This window comes from Pseudomonas sp. NPDC089741 (assembly GCF_044748825.1).
Classification (GTDB): Bacteria; Pseudomonadota; Gammaproteobacteria; order Pseudomonadales; family Pseudomonadaceae; genus Aquipseudomonas; species Aquipseudomonas helmanticensis.
Genome location: NZ_JBIVGT010000038.1, coordinates 32684 through 50296 on the forward strand (window position 1 = coordinate 32684; position 17613 = coordinate 50296).

General features: G+C 59.2%; 15 protein-coding genes and 1 pseudogene. 11 read left to right on the forward strand and 5 right to left on the reverse strand.

All coding sequences use genetic code 11. The features are described 5' to 3' along the window. Positions 1–4: 4 nt before the first annotated feature. Genes ACIPZE_RS25210 through ACIPZE_RS25220 form a run of 3 tightly spaced genes read right to left on the reverse strand, consistent with a single transcriptional unit; the run spans position 5 to position 2461 of the window. On the reverse strand, positions 5–772 hold the full coding sequence (locus tag ACIPZE_RS25210; protein ID WP_283438583.1) for a TerB family tellurite resistance protein: 768 nt from the start codon (positions 770–772) through the stop codon (positions 5–7). A 1-nt stretch (position 773) separates the two neighbouring features. Continuing rightward, a complete protein-coding gene (gene murU, locus ACIPZE_RS25215; protein ID WP_283438582.1) occupies positions 774–1445 on the reverse strand; it encodes an N-acetylmuramate alpha-1-phosphate uridylyltransferase MurU in 672 nt (223 codons plus the stop codon). Then, a complete protein-coding gene (locus ACIPZE_RS25220; RefSeq protein WP_400776021.1) occupies positions 1442–2461 on the reverse strand; it encodes an aminoglycoside phosphotransferase family protein in 1020 nt (339 codons plus the stop codon). Before ACIPZE_RS25220 ends, murU begins: the two co-directional genes overlap by 4 nt. A 130-nt stretch (positions 2462–2591) precedes the next feature. Between ACIPZE_RS25220 and ACIPZE_RS25225 the strand changes: the two genes are divergently transcribed. The 11 genes from ACIPZE_RS25225 to ACIPZE_RS25275 all read left to right on the forward strand — a co-directional run bounded on the left by ACIPZE_RS25225 (position 2592) and on the right by ACIPZE_RS25275 (position 16686). Beyond that, a complete protein-coding gene (locus ACIPZE_RS25225; RefSeq protein WP_283438580.1) occupies positions 2592–5390 on the forward strand; it encodes an LPS-assembly protein LptD in 2799 nt (932 codons plus the stop codon). After that, positions 5371–6687, forward strand: a complete 1317-nt coding sequence (gene surA / locus ACIPZE_RS25230; RefSeq protein WP_283438579.1) for a peptidylprolyl isomerase SurA — start codon at positions 5371–5373, stop codon at positions 6685–6687. Before ACIPZE_RS25225 ends, surA begins: the two co-directional genes overlap by 20 nt. Next, complete coding sequence (gene pdxA, locus ACIPZE_RS25235) at positions 6684–7673, forward strand: 4-hydroxythreonine-4-phosphate dehydrogenase PdxA (RefSeq protein WP_400776025.1); 990 nt, start codon at positions 6684–6686, stop codon at positions 7671–7673. Before surA ends, pdxA begins: the two co-directional genes overlap by 4 nt. Next, positions 7670–8488 carry a 16S rRNA (adenine(1518)-N(6)/adenine(1519)-N(6))-dimethyltransferase RsmA gene (rsmA, locus tag ACIPZE_RS25240; protein ID WP_283438577.1) on the forward strand — a complete coding sequence of 273 codons (819 nt, stop codon included), beginning with the start codon at positions 7670–7672 and terminating at the stop codon, positions 8486–8488. Before pdxA ends, rsmA begins: the two co-directional genes overlap by 4 nt. A 113-nt stretch (positions 8489–8601) precedes the next feature. Continuing rightward, the gene (gene apaG, locus ACIPZE_RS25245; RefSeq protein WP_283438576.1) at positions 8602–8982 is read left to right on the forward strand and encodes a Co2+/Mg2+ efflux protein ApaG; all 381 of its coding nucleotides are present in this window, start codon (positions 8602–8604) and stop codon (positions 8980–8982) included. Next, positions 8982–9863, forward strand: a complete 882-nt coding sequence (locus tag ACIPZE_RS25250) for a symmetrical bis(5'-nucleosyl)-tetraphosphatase (RefSeq protein WP_400776029.1) — start codon at positions 8982–8984, stop codon at positions 9861–9863. Before apaG ends, ACIPZE_RS25250 begins: the two co-directional genes overlap by 1 nt. A gap of 33 nt (positions 9864–9896) precedes the next feature. Next, the gene (glpE, locus tag ACIPZE_RS25255) at positions 9897–10226 is read left to right on the forward strand and encodes a thiosulfate sulfurtransferase GlpE (protein ID WP_400776031.1); all 330 of its coding nucleotides are present in this window, start codon (positions 9897–9899) and stop codon (positions 10224–10226) included. Between the two features lie 297 nt (positions 10227–10523). Beyond that, complete coding sequence (locus ACIPZE_RS25260; protein ID WP_007910115.1) at positions 10524–12446, forward strand: PrkA family serine protein kinase; 1923 nt, start codon at positions 10524–10526, stop codon at positions 12444–12446. Positions 12447–12567: 121 nt separating this feature from the next. Continuing rightward, positions 12568–13839: a YeaH/YhbH family protein gene (locus ACIPZE_RS25265; protein WP_008085192.1), complete on the forward strand. Its 1272-nt coding sequence runs from the start codon at positions 12568–12570 to the stop codon at positions 13837–13839. Continuing rightward, a complete protein-coding gene (locus ACIPZE_RS25270) occupies positions 13836–15398 on the forward strand; it encodes a SpoVR family protein (RefSeq protein ID WP_129395764.1) in 1563 nt (520 codons plus the stop codon). Before ACIPZE_RS25265 ends, ACIPZE_RS25270 begins: the two co-directional genes overlap by 4 nt. 64 nt (positions 15399–15462) lie before the next feature. Then, positions 15463–16686, forward strand: coding sequence for a multifunctional CCA addition/repair protein (locus tag ACIPZE_RS25275; protein ID WP_400776035.1), 1224 nt, complete (start codon positions 15463–15465; stop codon positions 16684–16686). Between the two features lie 90 nt (positions 16687–16776). Here the strand turns inward: ACIPZE_RS25275 and folK are convergent, their stop codons facing one another. Both folK and ACIPZE_RS25285 read right to left on the reverse strand, forming a co-directional pair. Continuing rightward, positions 16777–17292, reverse strand: coding sequence for a 2-amino-4-hydroxy-6-hydroxymethyldihydropteridine diphosphokinase (gene folK, locus ACIPZE_RS25280; protein ID WP_400776038.1), 516 nt, complete (start codon positions 17290–17292; stop codon positions 16777–16779). Further along, positions 17283–17588 (reverse strand): annotated as a pseudogene (locus ACIPZE_RS25285) (dihydroneopterin aldolase); the annotation flags it as partial. The gene folK and the pseudogene ACIPZE_RS25285, both read right to left, overlap by 10 nt. Positions 17589–17613: the final 25 nt, after the last annotated feature.

Sequence of the window (17613 nt, forward strand, 5' to 3'; positions counted from 1 at the left end):
ACAACTAACGAAAATCCCGCCGTTCACGAATCAACGTGTAGGCGTTGTGCAGCTCCCGAGTACGTTCGGTCGCGTCACGCACCTGCGCCGGCGTCGCCCCGCTGCCGGCAATCTTGTCCGGATGATGACGACTGAGCAAACGCCGATAAGCGCGTTTGATCTGCGCCGGCTCACTGGTCGCTGACACGCCAAGCAGTTTCATCGCCTCCTGATAACTCACCGCCGCACTGACGATCGGCCGTTTGCCGGGTTCGTAATCACTGGCCAGCGCCTGCACCTGATGCGTCGTCCAGCCCAGCCATTTGCCCCACTGCGCGAGTAATTCCCGCTCACTCACGCCTGCGCGACCGTCAGCCCAGACCATTCGCCAACACGCACGCAACACTCCCTCGGCGGCATGCGGCTGCGTACTCAGACGGCGCAGGTAACCGCGCAGACTATCGCTGCCGGACTTGCCGCGATTGAACGCGGCGATGGCCCGCCGCTGCGCAGGCTCTCCCATCTCCAGCGCGCGCATCTCGTTGCGCGCCTGATGGATATGGCCGTCAGTAACCCGCCCGTCACTCTTGGCCAGCCGCCCGAGCAACACAAAAAGCAATTCGTCGTTGCGCAGCATTGGTCGACCGCCAAGCTTTTCACGCAAATGCCCCCAGCTCTGCAGGTGCAGGCGCCGATCCAGCGCCTGCCCCAGCAATGCACCAAGCATGGCCCCCGGAATGCTCGCGATAGCAAAACCTGCTCCGGCTCCAATCAGAGTCCCTGGCCACAACATATCAGCGACTCGCTTCTATCAGGTGTTCAGCTTCCGCCAGACGCTCATGCGTACCGACATCCACCCAATGACCTTTCAGACGCTCGCCAGTGATCTGTCCGGCGGCCATGGCTGTGCGCAACAGCGGCGCCAGTTTGAAGGCGCCGTCCGCGCAGCCGTCGAACAATTGCGGATGCAGCACGGCGATGCCGCTGTAGGTCAGGGTCGGCAGATCCGCCTGGCCATCGCGCACTTTGCCGTCGACGAGCACGAAATCGCCCGCCGGGTGATGCGGCGGATTGTCGGCCAGGACCAGATGCGCCAGCCCGTTGATCGGCTGATGCAGCACGCTGAAGTCGTAATCGGTCCAGATATCGCCATTGACCACCAGGAACGCGTCGTCGCCGAGCAATGGCAGCGCGCGGAAGATCCCGCCGCCGGTTTCCAGCGGCTCGCCTTCCGGCGAGTACTCGATGCTCACGCCAAACTGCGCACCGTCACCGAGGTAATCCTCGATCTGCTGACCGAGCCAGGCATGGTTGATGACGATGTCGCTGAAACCTGCCGCTGCCAGCGCGCGCAGGTGATATTCGATCAGGGGAACACCGCCGGCACGCACCAGCGGTTTCGGTGTGGTCAGGGTCAGCGGGCGCATGCGCTCGCCTTTGCCTGCCGCCAGAATCATTGCCTTCATGCCGTCGCTCCGCCTCGCAGGCTGGTGAACAGCGCTTGCAGCTCCGCCAGTTCCGGGCGACGGGCGATCACTGCTTCTATATAAGAGAAGAAGCGCGGCACGTCGGCCAGATAACGCGGCTTGCCGTCGCGATGGCAGATGCGGGCGAAGATGCCGATGACTTTCAGATGGCGCTGGACGCCCATCAGGTCGCTGGCGCGCAGGAAATCTTCGAAGTCCGGCTGGACTGGAATATTCAGCGCCGAAGCCTGTTGCCAGTAGCTTTCCAGCCAGCCGCGCACGCGCTCTTCAGGCCAGCTCAGGAAAGCGTCCTTGAACAGGCAGGTCACGTCGTACGTCACCGGGCCATAGACCGCGTCCTGAAAATCCAGCACGCCAGGGTTCGGTTCGCTGATCATCAGGTTGCGCGGCATGTAGTCGCGGTGAACCAGCACTTTGGGCTGCGCCAGGGCGCTGTCGATCAAAAGATCGCTGATGCGCTGCCATTGTTGCTGCTGGGTCGCATCGAACTCGATACCGAGTTCACGCTTCACGTACCACTCCGGGAACAGTTCCAGCTCACGGCGCAGCAACGCCACGTCGTAACTCGGCAACGGTGCAACCATCGGCAACTGCTGAAAAGCCAGCAGCGCTTGCAGGGCATCGCTGAACAATTTCTCGGCGTTTTCGCCATCGATCACGTCGAGATAGGTCTTGTTGCCCAGGTCATTGAGCAAAAGAAATCCACGATCGAGGTCTTCGGCATAAATTTTCGGCACGTTTATTCCGGATTTCGCCAGCAAAAAAGCGATATCCACGAACGGTTTGCAGTTTTCCTGCGGTGGCGGCGCGTCCATCACGACGAAGCTGCGACCGGCACCTTCCCAGCGGAAGTAACGGCGGAAACTCGCGTCGCTACTGGCCGCAGTCAACGTGGCCGGGGGCACGGCGCCCCAACCCTGATCTGTAAAAAGGATTGCCAACTGCTCATCGAGCCAAACTTTCAGGTGTTGCAAGCGTACATCTTGATCAGGCATTGCAAGGGTCTCCGACGGCGCTAGCCGTCAAGCGGGTCATGCTTTATTATCCAGCATCTTTTTCAGACCATCGAGAGGCGTGCGGCCCACACCGCGGGCAGATGGCACGCAGGAAGCCCGGACTAATAAGATGGCATTGAAATCCCCCGCGTTTCGTAAAAAATTTCCGTTGTTGGTAACCGGCAGTCTGCTGGCTATGCAACCTCTGGCCAGTCAATTCGTTGTCGCCGCCGAGCAGTATGACTGCTCCGTCTCGGCTTCGGGTGGTTGGGCCTGTGCGCCCAAATCAACCGCTGCAGCTTTGCCGCCACGTCCAGTGCATGACGGCAGTGCCGTCAGTGCCACCGGCGAAGCGGCGAGCGAGAACGGTTCGGTTGCCGACACAGGCCCTAAAACGGCACTGGTCACCGAAGCCAAGGGCCGTGGCCTGAAATCCCGTAGCGAAGACTTCAGTCACCTCGACTGGGTTCCGCGCGAGAAACTCACCGCCGCCCAACTGGCCGAGACCGGTCCTTATTGCTCGGGTGCCTACATCGAGCCGACTCGTCCTGGCATGAATGACAAGACGAACAAAAGCGACGCTCCGACCTTTATCGGCGCAAAAGCCTCGCGCTATAACACCGATGATCAAGTCGGTACGCTGGCCGGTGATGTTGTCTTGCGTCAGGGCAGCATGCAGGTCGAGTCCGACGAGGCGAGCCTGTACCAGGCCGAGAGCCGCGCCGAACTCAATGGCGACGTGCGCATCCGTGACAACGGCGCGCTGATCGTCGGCGACCACGCCGATGTGCAGCTCGACACCGGTGAAGCCAAGGTCGACAACGCCGAATACGTGATGCACAAATCGCGCATCCGCGGTAATGCGCTGTACGCCAAGCGTGCCGAAAACGCGATCATCCGCTTGAAGGACGGCACGTACACCACGTGCGAACCGAACAGCAACGCGTGGCAGCTCAAGGGCAACAACATCACCTTGAACCCGGCGACCGGTTTCGGTACCGCGACCAACGTGACGCTGCGCGTCAAAGACATCCCGATCCTGTACACGCCGTACATCTACTTCCCGATCGACGACCGTCGCCAGTCGGGCTTCCTGCCGCCGACCATCGGTACCGGCAGCGATACCGGCTTCATGCTGGTGACTCCGTACTACTTCAACCTGGCGCCGAACTACGATGCCACGTTGTACCCGCGTTACATGAGCAAGCGCGGCATGTTGGTGGAAGGCGAGTTCCGTTACCTGACCAAGTCCACCGAAGGTCAGTTCGGCGCGGCGTATCTGAACGACGAAGATACCGATCGCAGCAAGCAGACCGACTACGAAAAGAATCGCTACATGTACAACTGGCAGCACAAGGGCGGTCTCGACTCCCGCGTGCTCACCCAGGTTGACTACACCAAGATCAGCGATCCGTACTACTTCCAGGATCTGCAAACCGATCAGATCGGTGTGAAGAACGCCGACTACGTGAACCAGCAGGGTTCGGTCACCTATCGCGGCGACAGCTACACCGCCCGTCTGAACGCTCAGGCGTATCAGTTGGCCACCGTATCGAACATCACGCCGTATGACCGCCTGCCGCAGATCACCTTCACTGGTCAGCTGCCGTATCATCCGGAAGGTCTGAATTTCGATTACGAGACCGAACTGGTCCGCTTTGACCGCGACCTGGAAAACGGCAACTTCACTAACGAAGACGGCACTGTCGAGCCGCGCCTCGACAACAACGTTACCGGGTTGGCACGCGCCAACGGCGATCGTCTGAACCTGAAGCCGGGCGTCAGCCTGCCGATGAACTGGACTTATGGCTTCCTCAAGCCATCGCTCAAGTACCAGTACACGCAGTACCAGCTTGATCTGGACGGCACCGGCAAGTCGCAGATTGCGGCAATGCCTGCCGAACAACAGAAACTCTACGGCCGGTTCGACAGCAACCAGAACCGTGGCGTACCGATTGCCAGTATCGACAGCGGCCTGTACTTCGACCGCAACACCTCGTTCTTTGGCAAGAACTACCGTCAAACCCTGGAACCGCGCCTGTTCTACCTCTATGTACCCGAGGTTGATCAAGAAGACATTCCAGTATTCGACACCAGCGAATACACCTTCAACTACGCCTCGCTGTTCCGCGACAACCGCTTCTCCGGCTCCGACCGTGTCGGTGACGAGAACAAACTGTCGCTGGGCGTAACCAGCCGCTGGATCGAAGACGACGGTTTCGAACGTCAACGCATCAGCGTCGGCCAGGCGTTGTACTTCAAGGATCGTGAAGTACAGCTGCCGGGTATCGATGCGAAAACCCGCGACGATGCTCAGGCCAATGTCTCGCCTTACGCACTGGAATACGAATATCGCTGGAACCGCGATTGGCGGACCACGGCCGACTACAACTGGGATCCGGACAGCCGCAGCCCACGTTCCGGCAGCGCGATGTTCCACTACCAGCCGGAAGACAACCCGAACAAGGTGGTCAACCTCGGCTATCGCTATCGCAACGACCAGGTTCGTTATGACCAGAACACCGGTAAATGGTCGGTGGGTGGTGGTGACTACGGCACTCCGGGGCAACCTGGCTACGTGAAGGACTACTACAAGATCCAGCAGCATGATTTCTCGGTCATCTGGCCGATCGTTCCGCAGTGGAGCGCGATCAGCCGCTGGCAGTACGACTACAACCGCAACCGTACGCTGGAAGCCTTCGGTGGTTTCGAATATGACAACTGCTGCTGGAAACTGCGCCTGATCAACCGTTACTGGGTCAGCTATGACGAATTCAGTCAGAACGCCCCGGAAAACGAAAAAGGCGACCACGGCGTCTTCCTCCAAATTGTTCTGAAGGGACTCGGCGGCCTCACCGGCGCCAAGGTAGAGAGCTTCCTCGACAAAGGCATCCAAGGTTATCGTCAACGTGAAGACCAAGCTTTCTGATTGTCTGCGCCCGCTGATGCTGGGCGCGTTGTTCCTGGGTACGGCGGCCAACGCCGCCGTACAGTCCATCGATAAAGTGGTAGCGATCGTCGACAACGACGTGGTCATGCAGAGCCAACTGGACCAGCGTGTTCACGAAGTTCAACAGACCATCGCCAAGCGTGGGGGTGGCTCGCCACCTCCAGGCGTACTGGATCAGCAGGTGCTTGAGCGCCTGATCGTCGAAAACCTGCAATTGCAGATCGGCGAACGCTCCGGCATCCGCATCACCGATGAAGAACTGAACCAGGCTGTCGGTACGATTGCCCAGCGCAACAACATGACCGTGGATCAATTCCGCGCGGCCCTGGCTCACGATGGTCTGTCTTATGACGACGCTCGTGACCAGATCAAGCGTGAAATGGTCATCAGCCGTGTTCGTCAGCGTCGTGTGGCAGAGCGCATTCAGGTGTCCGAGCAGGAAGTGAAAAACTTCCTCGCTTCCGACCTGGGAAAGATGCAACTGTCCGAAGAACTGCACCTGGCCAACATCCTGATCCCGACACCGGAAAGCGCCAACTCTGAAGCCATTCAGAGCGCTGCCCGTCAGGCCATGGACGTTTACCAGCAACTCAAGCAAGGCGCTGACTTCGGTCAACTGGCCGTTGCCAAATCCGGTAGCGACAACGCTTTGGAAGGCGGCGACATGGGCTGGCGTAAAGCCGCGCAACTGCCACCGCCGTTCGACCGCGAGCTGAGCAGCATGGCTGTCGGCGACATCACGCAGCCTGCACGCACTCCGGGTGGTTTCATCATCCTGAAGCTGCTGGCCAAGCGTGGCGGCGAAGCGCAGATGCGCGACGAAGTGCATGTGCGCCACATTCTGGTCAAGCCAAGCCCGATCCGCGACGAAGCCAAGACCAAGGCGCTGGTTCAGTCGTTGTATGACCGCATCCTGGCAGGTGAAGATTTCGCCGAACTGGCGAAGAGCTACTCCGAAGACCCGGGTTCGGCCCTCAACGGCGGCGATCTGAACTGGATCGATCCGAACGCACTGGTACCGGAATTCCGCGAAGTGATGGCCAAGACTCCACAAGGTCAGCTGTCCAAGCCATTCCAGACCCAATACGGCTGGCACGTTCTGGAAGTCCTTGGCCGTCGTGCCACCGACAGCACCGAACAGGCCCGCGAGCAGCAAGCCATGACCGTACTGCGTAACCGCAAATACGACGAAGAGCTGCAAACCTGGCTGCGTCAGATCCGTGACGAAGCGTACGTAGAGATCAAACTCCCTGGTGCAGACCAGGCAGCGCAGTGAAACCCAAGCGTTTCGCGCTGACACCCGGCGAACCAGCCGGCATCGGTCCCGACCTGTGCCTGCTGCTCGCCTCGCAAGCCCAGCCACATCCCCTGATTGCCATCACCAGCCGCGACCTGCTCAATGAGCGGGCCGCGCAGCTGGGGCTGGTCGTCAACTTGCTGGATGTCGGCCCGAATCACTGGCCGGACGCCCCGGCGCCCGCCAATAGCCTGTATGTCTGGGATACACCGCTCAGCGCACCCGTGGTCGCCGGGCAACTGGACAAGGCTAACGCTGCTTTCGTCCTTGAAACCCTGACCCGTGCCGGCAACGGCTGCCTCAACGGCGACTTCGCCGGGATGATCACTGCGCCGGTGCACAAAGGCGTGATCAACGAGTCGGGCATCGCATTCTCCGGACACACTGAATTTCTCGCAGACCTGACCCATACCGCCCAGGTCGTGATGATGCTGGCGACACGCGGCTTGCGTGTGGCACTCGTCACCACTCACCTGCCCCTGCGCGAGATCGCCGATGCGATCACGCCGCAGCGACTGGAGCGGGTCACGCGGATCCTGCACAGCGACCTGCAAAACAAATTCGGCATCGCCCGGCCACGCATTCTGGTTTGCGGACTCAACCCGCACGCCGGTGAAGGCGGCCACCTGGGCCATGAAGAAATCGACATCATCGAACCCACATTAGAGCGCCTGCGCGGCGAGGGCATGGACCTTCGTGGCCCGCTGCCTGCCGACACTCTGTTTACCCCCAAATATCTGGAGCACTGCGACGCAGTGCTGGCGATGTACCACGACCAGGGTTTGCCTGTGCTCAAGTACAAAGGCTTCGGCGCTGCCGTCAACGTGACACTGGGCCTGCCGATCATCCGCACCTCGGTCGACCACGGCACCGCCCTGGATCTGGCCGGCAGCGGCAAGATCGACACCGGCAGCCTGCAAGTCGCCCTGGAAACCGCCTACCAGATGGCCGAGACCCGTTTATGACCGAGCTATATCAACACAAGGCGCGCAAACGCTTTGGCCAGAACTTCCTGCACGATGCTGGCGTCATCGACCGCATCCTGCGCTCCATCCATGCCAAAGCCGAAGACCGCCTGCTGGAAATCGGCCCGGGCCAGGGCGCGCTGACCGCCGGCCTGTTGTCCTCGGGCGCGCAACTCGATGTGGTGGAACTGGACAAGGATCTGATCCCGATCCTCAACCAGCAGTTTGCCGGCAAGAGCAATTTCAACCTGCACCAGGGCGACGCGCTGAAGTTTGACTTCAACTCGCTCAATGCCGCGCCGAACAGCCTGCGAGTGGTCGGTAACCTGCCGTACAACATCTCGACGCCGCTGATTTTTCACCTGTTGAATAACGCCGGCATCATTCGCGACATGCATTTCATGTTGCAGAAGGAAGTGGTCGAGCGTCTGGCCGCAGGCCCTGGCGGCGGTGACTGGGGTCGCCTGTCGATCATGGTTCAATACCACTGCCGCGTAGAGCACCTGTTCAACGTCGGTCCGGGCGCGTTCAACCCGCCGCCGAAAGTCGACTCGGCCATCGTCCGCCTGGTGCCGCACGCAGTGCTGCCGCACCCGGCCAAGGATCACAAGCTGCTGGAGCGCGTCGTCCGCGAAGCCTTCAACCAGCGCCGCAAGACCCTGCGCAACACGCTCAAGCAATTGCTCAGCAATGCCGAGATCGAAGCCGCCGGTGTCGATGGCAGCCTGCGTCCAGAGCAACTGGACCTGGCCGCGTTCGTACGCCTGGCCGACCAGCTCGCCATACAAGTCCCGGCCTCCCCCGCCGCCGACTGACAAGCGATGAACGCTATCGGGCAGGACGCCACTCTGGTTTACTGCCCGATACTTGCCTAGACTGATTCCCCATCAGCTACGCCCCGCGTTCCGCTTCGTTTAAGGCCTTTTGCATGTCCGATTCCCGTTACCAGGTCGATGTCAGTGTCGTTACCCGCTATCTGGCAGACCAATCGCAACCCGAGCACGACCGCTTCGCCTTCGCCTACACCATCACCGTGCAGAACAATGGCGAGCAGCCTGCGCGCCTGATGTCGCGACATTGGGTGATCACCGATGGCGACGGGCATGTCGAAGAAGTGCGCGGCGCCGGTGTCGTCGGCCAGCAACCGCTGATCGACGCAGGCCAGAGCCATACCTACAGCAGCGGCACGGTGATGACCACCAAGGTCGGCACCATGCAGGGCTCTTACGAAATGGTCGCCACCGACGGCAAACATTTCGACGCCATCATCAAGCCGTTCCGTCTCGCCGTACCCGGAGCTCTGCACTGATGGCAACGTATGCCGTCGGCGACCTGCAAGGCTGCCTCGAACCGCTCAAATGCCTGCTCAAGCAAGTGGCGTTTGACGCCAAGCTCGATCGCCTGTGGCTGGTCGGCGATCTGGTCAACCGTGGCCCGCAATCGCTGGAAACCCTGCGTTTTCTGTACCGCATGCGCGAATCGCTGGTCTGCGTACTGGGTAATCACGATCTGCATTTGCTGGCAGCGGCGAAAAACATCGAGCGCCTGAAGAAGTCCGACACCCTGCGCGAGATTCTCGAGGCGCCGGACAGCGCCGAATTGCTGGAATGGGTACGCCAGCAAAAGCTGATGCATTACGACGAAACACGCGATGTCGCCATGGTGCATGCCGGCATTCCACCGCAATGGTCGCTGAGCCGCGCGCTGAAGTGCGCCGCCGAAGTCGAAGCCGCCCTGCGTGACGACAATCTGTTCCCTGCCTACCTCGACGGCATGTACGGCAACGATCCGGCGAAATGGGACAACGATCTCAAAGGCGTGACCCGTTTGCGCGTCATCACCAACTATTTCACGCGCATGCGCTTTTGCACCGCCGAAGGCAAACTCGACCTCAAGAGCAAAGAAGGCCTCGACACCGCCCCTCCCGGATTCAAACCTTGGTTCCAGCACAAGGAGCGCAAAACCCGCGGCTTGCGGATTATCTTCGGTCACTGGGCAGCACTCGAAGGCAACATCCATGAGCCGGGTATCTCGGCGCTGGACACCGGTTGCGTCTGGGGCGGCAGCCTGACCCTGATGAACGTCGACAGCGGCGAACGCCTGTCATGCAAATGCGACGAACACGGCGGCCTCGCCCAGACTGTCGCACCACTTATCCCCGAAACTTCGCCAGTCAGCGCACCGCGTTAGACTGCGCTTTCAGCCGAGCAACAGGAACCCGCCATGAGCGAATTCAAACGAATCCCCCCGGAACAGGCCCAGACCCTGCGTGAACAAGGTGCTGTCGTCGTCGACGTACGCGACCCGGCAACTTTTGCCGCCCTGCACATCAGCGGCTCGAAGCATCTGGACAATCATTCCCTGCATGCTTTCATCCAAGACGCCGACCTTGATGCACCGACCGTGGTTGTCTGCTACCACGGCAATTCCAGTCAGGGTGCTGCGGCTTACCTGATCAGCCAAGGCTTCTCCGACGTCTACAGCATGGACGGCGGCTTTGAGCTGTGGCGTACGACTTATCCTGCGGAAACCGCCCAAGGCACCGCCGAATAATTTTTTTGCAACGCGCAGGCCCCGGCTCCCGTGGGCCTGCGCGGGCAGACGAACGGTCTTGCCACACATAATTACGTATCTCGCCTTTACCTCCCGAATTCCCAACTATCCTTAAGCCCAGGCCATCCAAAACAGGGGAGAGCCGGTACACCGGCGCACGGGTCATCGGGAGTGACTTTCGCGATTGTCGATCGTGAAAGTGTTCTGGGGGGTAAACAAACAGCTGCCGTAGCGGTTGTTTGCCAGCATCGACTGAGTGATCCGGCGTCGGCTCCACGTATCGAGCGAGGTGACGTCATGAGTATCTTTAGCCACTTCCAACAACGCTTCGAGTCCACACGCCAGGAAGAACTCTCGCTGCAAGAGTACCTGGAGCTGTGCAAGAAAGACCGTAGCGCCTACGTTTCCGCCGCCGAGCGTCTATTGCTGGCCATCGGCGAACCGGAACTGCTCGACACCTCGACCAACTCGAGGCTGTCACGCATCTTCTCCAACAAGGTGATCCGTCGCTATCCGGCCTTCGAAGACTTCCACGGGATGGAAGAATGCATCGACCAGATCGTCTCGTATTTCCGCCACGCCGCCCAAGGCCTGGAAGAGAAGAAACAGATCCTCTATCTGCTCGGCCCCGTCGGCGGCGGTAAATCGTCGCTGGCCGAGAAGCTGAAACAGCTGATCGAAAAAGTGCCCTTCTACGCGATCAAGGGTTCGCCGGTATTCGAATCGCCTTTGGGCCTGTTCAACGCCACCGAAGATGGCGCGATCCTCGAAGAAGACTTTGGCATCCCGCGGCGCTACCTGAACACCATCATGTCGCCTTGGGCGACCAAGCGCCTGGCCGAATTCGGCGGCGACATCAGCCAGTTCCGCGTGGTCAAACTGTACCCTTCGATCCTCAATCAGATCGCCGTGGCCAAGACCGAACCGGGCGACGAGAACAACCAGGACATCTCGGCGCTCGTCGGTAAGGTCGACATCCGTAAACTCGAGGAATACCCACAGAACGACGCCGACGCCTACAGCTATTCCGGCGCGCTGTGCCGGGCCAACCAGGGCCTGATGGAGTTCGTCGAAATGTTCAAGGCACCGATCAAGGTGCTGCACCCGTTGCTGACCGCGACCCAGGAAGGCAACTACAACAGTACCGAAGGGCTTGGCGCGATTCCGTTCACCGGGATCCTGCTTGCCCACTCCAACGAATCGGAGTGGCACACCTTCCGTAACAACAAGAACAACGAAGCGTTCATCGACCGAATCTACATCGTCAAAGTGCCGTATTGCCTACGCGTCAGCGACGAAGTGAAGATCTACGACAAGCTGCTGTTCAACAGTTCGCTGGCCAAGGCGCATTGCGCACCAGATACCTTGAAGATGCTTGCGCAGTTCACCGTGCTTTCGCGCCTCAAGGAGCCGGAAAACTCCAACATCTATTCGAAGATGCGCGTCTACGACGGTGAAAACCTCAAGGACACCGATCCGAAAGCCAAGTCGATTCAGGAATACCGCGATTCGGCGGGTGTCGACGAGGGCATGAACGGTCTGTCGACGCGCTTCGCGTTCAAGATCCTGTCCAAGGTCTTCAACTTCGATCCGCATGAAATCGCCGCCAACCCGGTGCACCTGCTCTATGTGCTGGAACAGCAGATCGAACAGGAACAGTTCCAGGCCGAGACCCGCGAGCGTTATCTGCGCTACCTGAAGGAATACCTGGCGCCGCGTTATATCGAATTCATCGGCAAAGAGATCCAGACCGCTTATCTCGAGTCTTACAGCGAGTACGGCCAGAACATCTTCGACCGTTACGTGCTGTACGCAGACTTCTGGATCCAGGATCAGGAATACCGCGATCCGGAAACCGGCGAGATCCTCAATCGCGTCGCCCTGAACGAAGAACTGGAGAAAATCGAAAAACCGGCCGGCATCAGCAATCCGAAGGATTTCCGCAACGAAATCGTCAACTTCGTACTGCGCGCACGGGCCAACAACAACGGCAAGAACCCGACCTGGCTCAGCTACGAAAAACTGCGGGTGGTCATCGAGAAGAAAATGTTCTCGAACACCGAGGATCTGCTGCCAGTCATCAGCTTCAACGCCAAGGCCAGCAAAGAGGATCAGCAAAAGCACAACGACTTCGTCACTCGAATGGTCGAACGCGGCTACACCGACAAACAGGTACGGCTTCTTTCCGAATGGTACCTACGGGTACGGAAGTCGCAGTGAAGCAGCTGCAAGCTTCTAGCTACGAGCTGCAAGAACAAAGCGCGTAACCCACGGATGCCCGGGAACCTGCTTTTACTTGCAGCTTGAAGCTCACAACTTGAAGCTGCCCGGAGGGCTTCCTATGAGTTATGTGATCGACCGACGTCTCAATGGCAAGAACAAGAGCACGGTGAACCGCCAGCGTTTCCTGCGGCGTTACCGTGACCACATCAAGAAGGCTGTCGAAGAGGCGGTCAGCCGCCGTTCCATTACCGATATGGAGCACGGCGAACAGATCAGCATCCCCGGTCGCGACATCGACGAGCCGGTGCTTCACCACGGCCGCGGCGGCAAGCAGACCGTGGTTCATCCCGGCAACAAGGAGTTCACTGCCGGCGAGCACATCGCCCGACCACCGGGCGGTGGCGGCGGACGCGGCCCGGGCAAGGCCGGTAATTCCGGCGAAGGCATGGACGAGTTCGTCTTCCAGATCACCCAGGAAGAATTCCTCGAATTCATGTTCGAAGACCTCGAACTGCCCAACCTGGTCAAACGCAACCTGAGCGGCACCGACACCTTTAAAACCGTGCGTGCGGGGATCAGCAACGAAGGCAATCCTTCGCGCATCAACATCATCCGCACTCTGCGTTCGGCCCATGCACGACGCATCGCCCTGTCCGGCAGCAGCCGGGCAAAACTGCGCGAGGCTAAAGAAGAACTTGAACGGCTGAAACGCGAAGAGCCGGACAACTTCGGCGATATTCAGGAACTCGAGGCAGAAATCGAGAAACTCAGCGCGCGTATTCATCGTGTACCGTTCCTCGACACCTTCGACCTGAAATACAACCTGCTGATCAAGCAACCGAACCCCAGCTCGAAAGCCGTGATGTTTTGCCTGATGGACGTGTCCGGCTCCATGACCCAGGCGACCAAGGACATCGCCAAACGCTTTTTCATCCTTTTGTACCTGTTCCTGAAGCGGAACTACGACAAGATCGACGTGGTGTTCATCCGCCACCACACCAGTGCGCGGGAGGTCGATGAAGAGGAGTTTTTCTATTCGCGAGAAACCGGCGGCACCATCGTTTCCAGCGCATTGAAACTGATGCAGGAGATCATGGCCGAGCGTTATCCGAGCAATGAATGGAACATCTACGCGGCGCAGGCTTCCGACGGTGACAACTGGAACGACGACTCGCCGATCTGCCGCGACATCCTGATCAATCAGATCATGCCGTTTGTGCAGTACTACACTTACGTGGAGATCACCCCGCGCGAACATCAGGCCTTGTGGTACGAATACGAACGCATCGCCGACGCCTTTTCTGACACTTTTGCCCAGCAGCAACTGGTCTCGGCCGGGGATATCTATCCGGTCTTCCGTGAACTCTTCCAGCGCAGGTTAGTGACATGACCGCCAAAGAGCAGAAGCGCCAACCTATTTCCACCGGCTCCGAATGGACATTCGAGCTGATCCAGACCTACGACCGCGAAATCGCCCGTATCGCGGCCGGCTATGCGCTGGACACCTATCCCAACCAGATCGAAGTGATCACCGCCGAGCAGATGATGGACGCCTATGCCTCGGTGGGCATGCCGCTGGGTTACCACCATTGGTCCTACGGCAAACACTTCCTCAGCACGGAAAAATCCTACAGTCGCGGGCAGATGGGCCTGGCGTACGAAATCGTCATCAACTCGGATCCGTGCATCGCTTATCTGATGGAAGAAAACACCATCTGCATGCAAGCGCTGGTGGTGGCCCACGCGTGCTATGGCCACAACAGCTTCTTCAAGGGCAATTACCTGTTCCGCACCTGGACCGATGCCAGCTCGATCATCGATTACCTGGTGTTCGCCAAGCAGTACATCATGCAGTGCGAGGAGCGCCATGGCATCGACGCGGTAGAGGACTTGCTGGATTCCTGCCATGCGCTGATGAACTACGGCGTTGACCGCTATAAACGCCCCTACCCGATTTCCGCCGAAGAAGAACGGCGCCGGCAGAAGGATCGCGAGGAACACCTGCAGAAGCAGATCAACGATCTGTGGCGCACCATTCCCAAAGGCGCGGACAAATACAGCGACAAGGACAACGCACGTTTCCCGGCCGAGCCGCAGGAAAACATCCTCTACTTCATCGAAAAGCACGCCCCCCTGCTGGAGCCTTGGCAGCGCGAGATCGTACGGATCGTGCGCAAGATCGCCCAGTATTTTTATCCACAGCGTCAGACTCAGGTCATGAACGAAGGCTGGGCGACGTTCTGGCACTACACGCTGATGAACGACCTGTATGACGAGGGCCTGGTGACCGACGGCTTCATGATGGAGTTCCTGACGTCACATACCAGCGTGGTGTTCCAGCCTGGCTTCGACAGCCCTTACTACAGCGGCATAAATCCCTACGCGCTGGGTTTTGCCATGTACCGCGACATTCGGCGCATGTGCGAAGAACCTACCGAGGAGGATTATCACTGGTTCCCGGAAATCGCCGGGACCGACTGGCTATCGACCATCAAGTTCGCCATGAGCAGCTTCAAGGATGAGAGTTTCATCCTGCAGTACCTGTCACCCAAGGTGATCCGGGACCTGAAGCTGTTCAGCATCATGGATGACGATCAGAAGGACGACTTGCTGGTGCCGGCAATCCATGACGAACCCGGTTACCGGATCATCCGCGAAACCCTGGCGGCGCAGTACAACCTGGGCAATCGTGAGCCGAACGTGCAGATCTACAGCATCGACCGGCGCGGTGACCGTTCGCTGACCCTGCGTCACCAGCAGCACGACCGCAAACCGCTCGGTGATTCCACTGAGGAAGTACTCAAACACCTGCATCGCTTGTGGGGCTTCGACATTCATCTGGAAACCCTGCAAGGCGACCAGATCATGAAAACCCATCACGTTCCGCCACGCAGTGAACACAGCGAAGGGGATTACGGTCGGCTCGACCTCGCCGTCATCCATCTTTGATACGGTTCTGGCCTCCGAAAGTCTGACGCAAGGGTTATCCTGTCGGGCTAACGGAGGTTTTTTTATGCAGATTTTCAAGGTTGGCGGCGCGGTTCGTGATCGCTTGCTGGGCAAACCGGTCACCGATATCGATTGGGTCGTCGTCGGCGCTTCCACAGAGGAAATGCTCGCCAAAGGCTATCGCCCGGTCGGCGCAGATTTCCCGGTATTTCTTCATCCGAAAAGCGGAGAGGAGTACGCCCTCGCCCGCACCGAACGCAAGAGCGGGCGCGGTTACGGCGGTTTCACCTTTCACGCGAGCCCGGAAGTGACGCTCGAAGAAGATCTGATCCGCCGTGACCTGACTATCAATGCCATGGCCGAGGACGATCAGCAAAACCTCACCGATCCGTACCACGGCCAACGCGATCTTGAACAGCGTATCCTGCGTCACGTTTCCCCGGCGTTCGCCGAAGATCCTCTCCGTGTTCTGCGCGTTGCCCGCTTTGCCGCTCGCTATGCCGGGCTAGGATTTACCGTCGCGCCGGAGACACTGGAACTGATGCGTCAACTCAGCGAATCCGGCGAACTGCAAGCGCTGACCGCTGAACGCAGCTGGAAGGAAATCTCCCGGGCGCTGATGGAAGATCAGCCGCAGGTATTTATCCAGGTACTGCGCGACTGCGGCGCATTGAAAGTGCTGATGCCGGAAGTCGACGCGCTGTTTGGTGTGCCGCAACCGGAAGCCCATCACCCGGAAATCGACACCGGCCTGCACACCCTCAGCGTGCTGGAGCAATCGGCGCTGCACAAACAACCGCTGACCGTACGCTGGGCCTGCCTGCTGCATGACCTTGGCAAAGGCCTGACGCCTGAAGAAGAATGGCCACGGCATATCGCCCATGAGCACACCGGACTGAAGCTGATCAAAGCCGTAAACGAACGCTTCAAGGCGCCGAAGGACTGTCAGGAATTAGCCTTGCTGGTGGGCAAGTATCACACCCATGGGCACCGGGCACTGGAGTTGAAAGCATCGACGGTGCTGGAACTGTTGCAGAGTTTCGATGTTTATCGCCGGCCACAGCGGTTTGAAGAGTTTATTGCCGCGTGCGAGATGGATGCCCGGGGCCGCAAAGGGCTGGAACAGAGAAGTTACCCACAGGCGGATTATTTGCGCGGGGCGGCGAAGGTTGCGCGGGAGGTCGCGGTGCAACCGTTGCTGGAGAAGGGATTCAAAGGGCCCGAATTGGGCGAAGCGCTGAAGCGTGAGCGGCTCAAGGCCTTGAAGGCTTACAAAGACAACGCTTGAAGCAAGATCAAAAGATCGCAGCCTGCGGCAGCTCCTACATGGAAAATACGCGTTTTTTCTGGAGCTGCCGCAGGCTGCGATCTTTTGCTTTTAAAGGTTCTCAGGCGTGAGCTGCTCGCCGCGCCACTCAAACCCGACCGGTGCCAGCACCTGATCAATCTGCGCCTCTGCCCACAACGTCGCGAAGCTTTTTCCCACACCCGGATGCACGCGATCCGGTGCGATCAGCGACAACGGCCACAGCACAAAGGCATTCTTCAGAATTTCAGCACGCGGCAGTACCAGTCCGTCAAAGTTACCGACCAGATCGCCATACAGCAGCACGTCGATATCCAGCGGTAAACCCCTGCGATCCGGCGCGTAACGGCCGTTATCCGCCTCGATGAATTTCAAGCGGCGATCCAGCTCCATCAACGGCAGATCGGTATAGGCCGAGACCACAAAGTTGATGAACGGCCCGCTCTTGATGCCCACAGGCGCGCTCTCGAACACCGCCGAACAGCGGATATCGACAAGAAACTTCGCCAATGCATCGAGACCTGCGCGCAAATGGGTTTCGCGCTCGATATTGCTACCGAGCCCGAGATAGACCTGAGTCAGCGACATCCGCGCTCGATCTCCACACCCACGCCACCCTTCGCAGCCGGTACAGCGCCAGGCTTGGTCAGCTTCAAGCGAACCCAAGTAATCTTGAACTCGCTCATCAGCACTTCGACCAGACGCTCGGCGAATGTCTCGACCAGTTGAAACTGCGCCTGCTCGGCAAAGGCCTGGATGCGCGTGGAAACACTGGCGTAGTCGAGCGCCAGGGTCAGATCGTCACCGGCGGCGGCCGGGCGATTGTCCCAGGCGAAGCTCAGATCAAGACGCAGTCTCTGTCGGTTGGCTCGCTCCGTGTCGTAGTGTTATATCTTTTGGTGTATTTTT

Excerpts from the sequence above, each read along its gene's own strand:
- ACIPZE_RS25250 (WP_400776029.1), top strand. The coding sequence starts at position 8,982 with ATGGCAACGTATGCCGTCGGCGACCTGCAAGGCTGCCTCGAACCGCTC.
- murU (WP_283438582.1), bottom strand. The coding sequence starts at position 1,445 with ATGAAGGCAATGATTCTGGCGGCAGGCAAAGGCGAGCGCATGCGCCCG.
- apaG (WP_283438576.1), top strand. The coding sequence starts at position 8,602 with ATGTCCGATTCCCGTTACCAGGTCGATGTCAGTGTCGTTACCCGCTAT.
- folK (WP_400776038.1), bottom strand. The coding sequence starts at position 17,292 with ATGTCGCTGACTCAGGTCTATCTCGGGCTCGGTAGCAATATCGAGCGC.
- ACIPZE_RS25275 (WP_400776035.1), top strand. The coding sequence starts at position 15,463 with ATGCAGATTTTCAAGGTTGGCGGCGCGGTTCGTGATCGCTTGCTGGGC.
- rsmA (WP_283438577.1), top strand. The coding sequence starts at position 7,670 with ATGACCGAGCTATATCAACACAAGGCGCGCAAACGCTTTGGCCAGAAC.
- ACIPZE_RS25220 (WP_400776021.1), bottom strand. The coding sequence starts at position 2,461 with ATGCCTGATCAAGATGTACGCTTGCAACACCTGAAAGTTTGGCTCGAT.
- ACIPZE_RS25210 (WP_283438583.1), bottom strand. The coding sequence starts at position 772 with ATGTTGTGGCCAGGGACTCTGATTGGAGCCGGAGCAGGTTTTGCTATC.
- ACIPZE_RS25270 (WP_129395764.1), top strand. The coding sequence starts at position 13,836 with ATGACCGCCAAAGAGCAGAAGCGCCAACCTATTTCCACCGGCTCCGAA.
- ACIPZE_RS25260 (WP_007910115.1), top strand. The coding sequence starts at position 10,524 with ATGAGTATCTTTAGCCACTTCCAACAACGCTTCGAGTCCACACGCCAG.
- ACIPZE_RS25225 (WP_283438580.1), top strand. The coding sequence starts at position 2,592 with ATGGCATTGAAATCCCCCGCGTTTCGTAAAAAATTTCCGTTGTTGGTA.
- glpE (WP_400776031.1), top strand. The coding sequence starts at position 9,897 with ATGAGCGAATTCAAACGAATCCCCCCGGAACAGGCCCAGACCCTGCGT.
- ACIPZE_RS25265 (WP_008085192.1), top strand. The coding sequence starts at position 12,568 with ATGAGTTATGTGATCGACCGACGTCTCAATGGCAAGAACAAGAGCACG.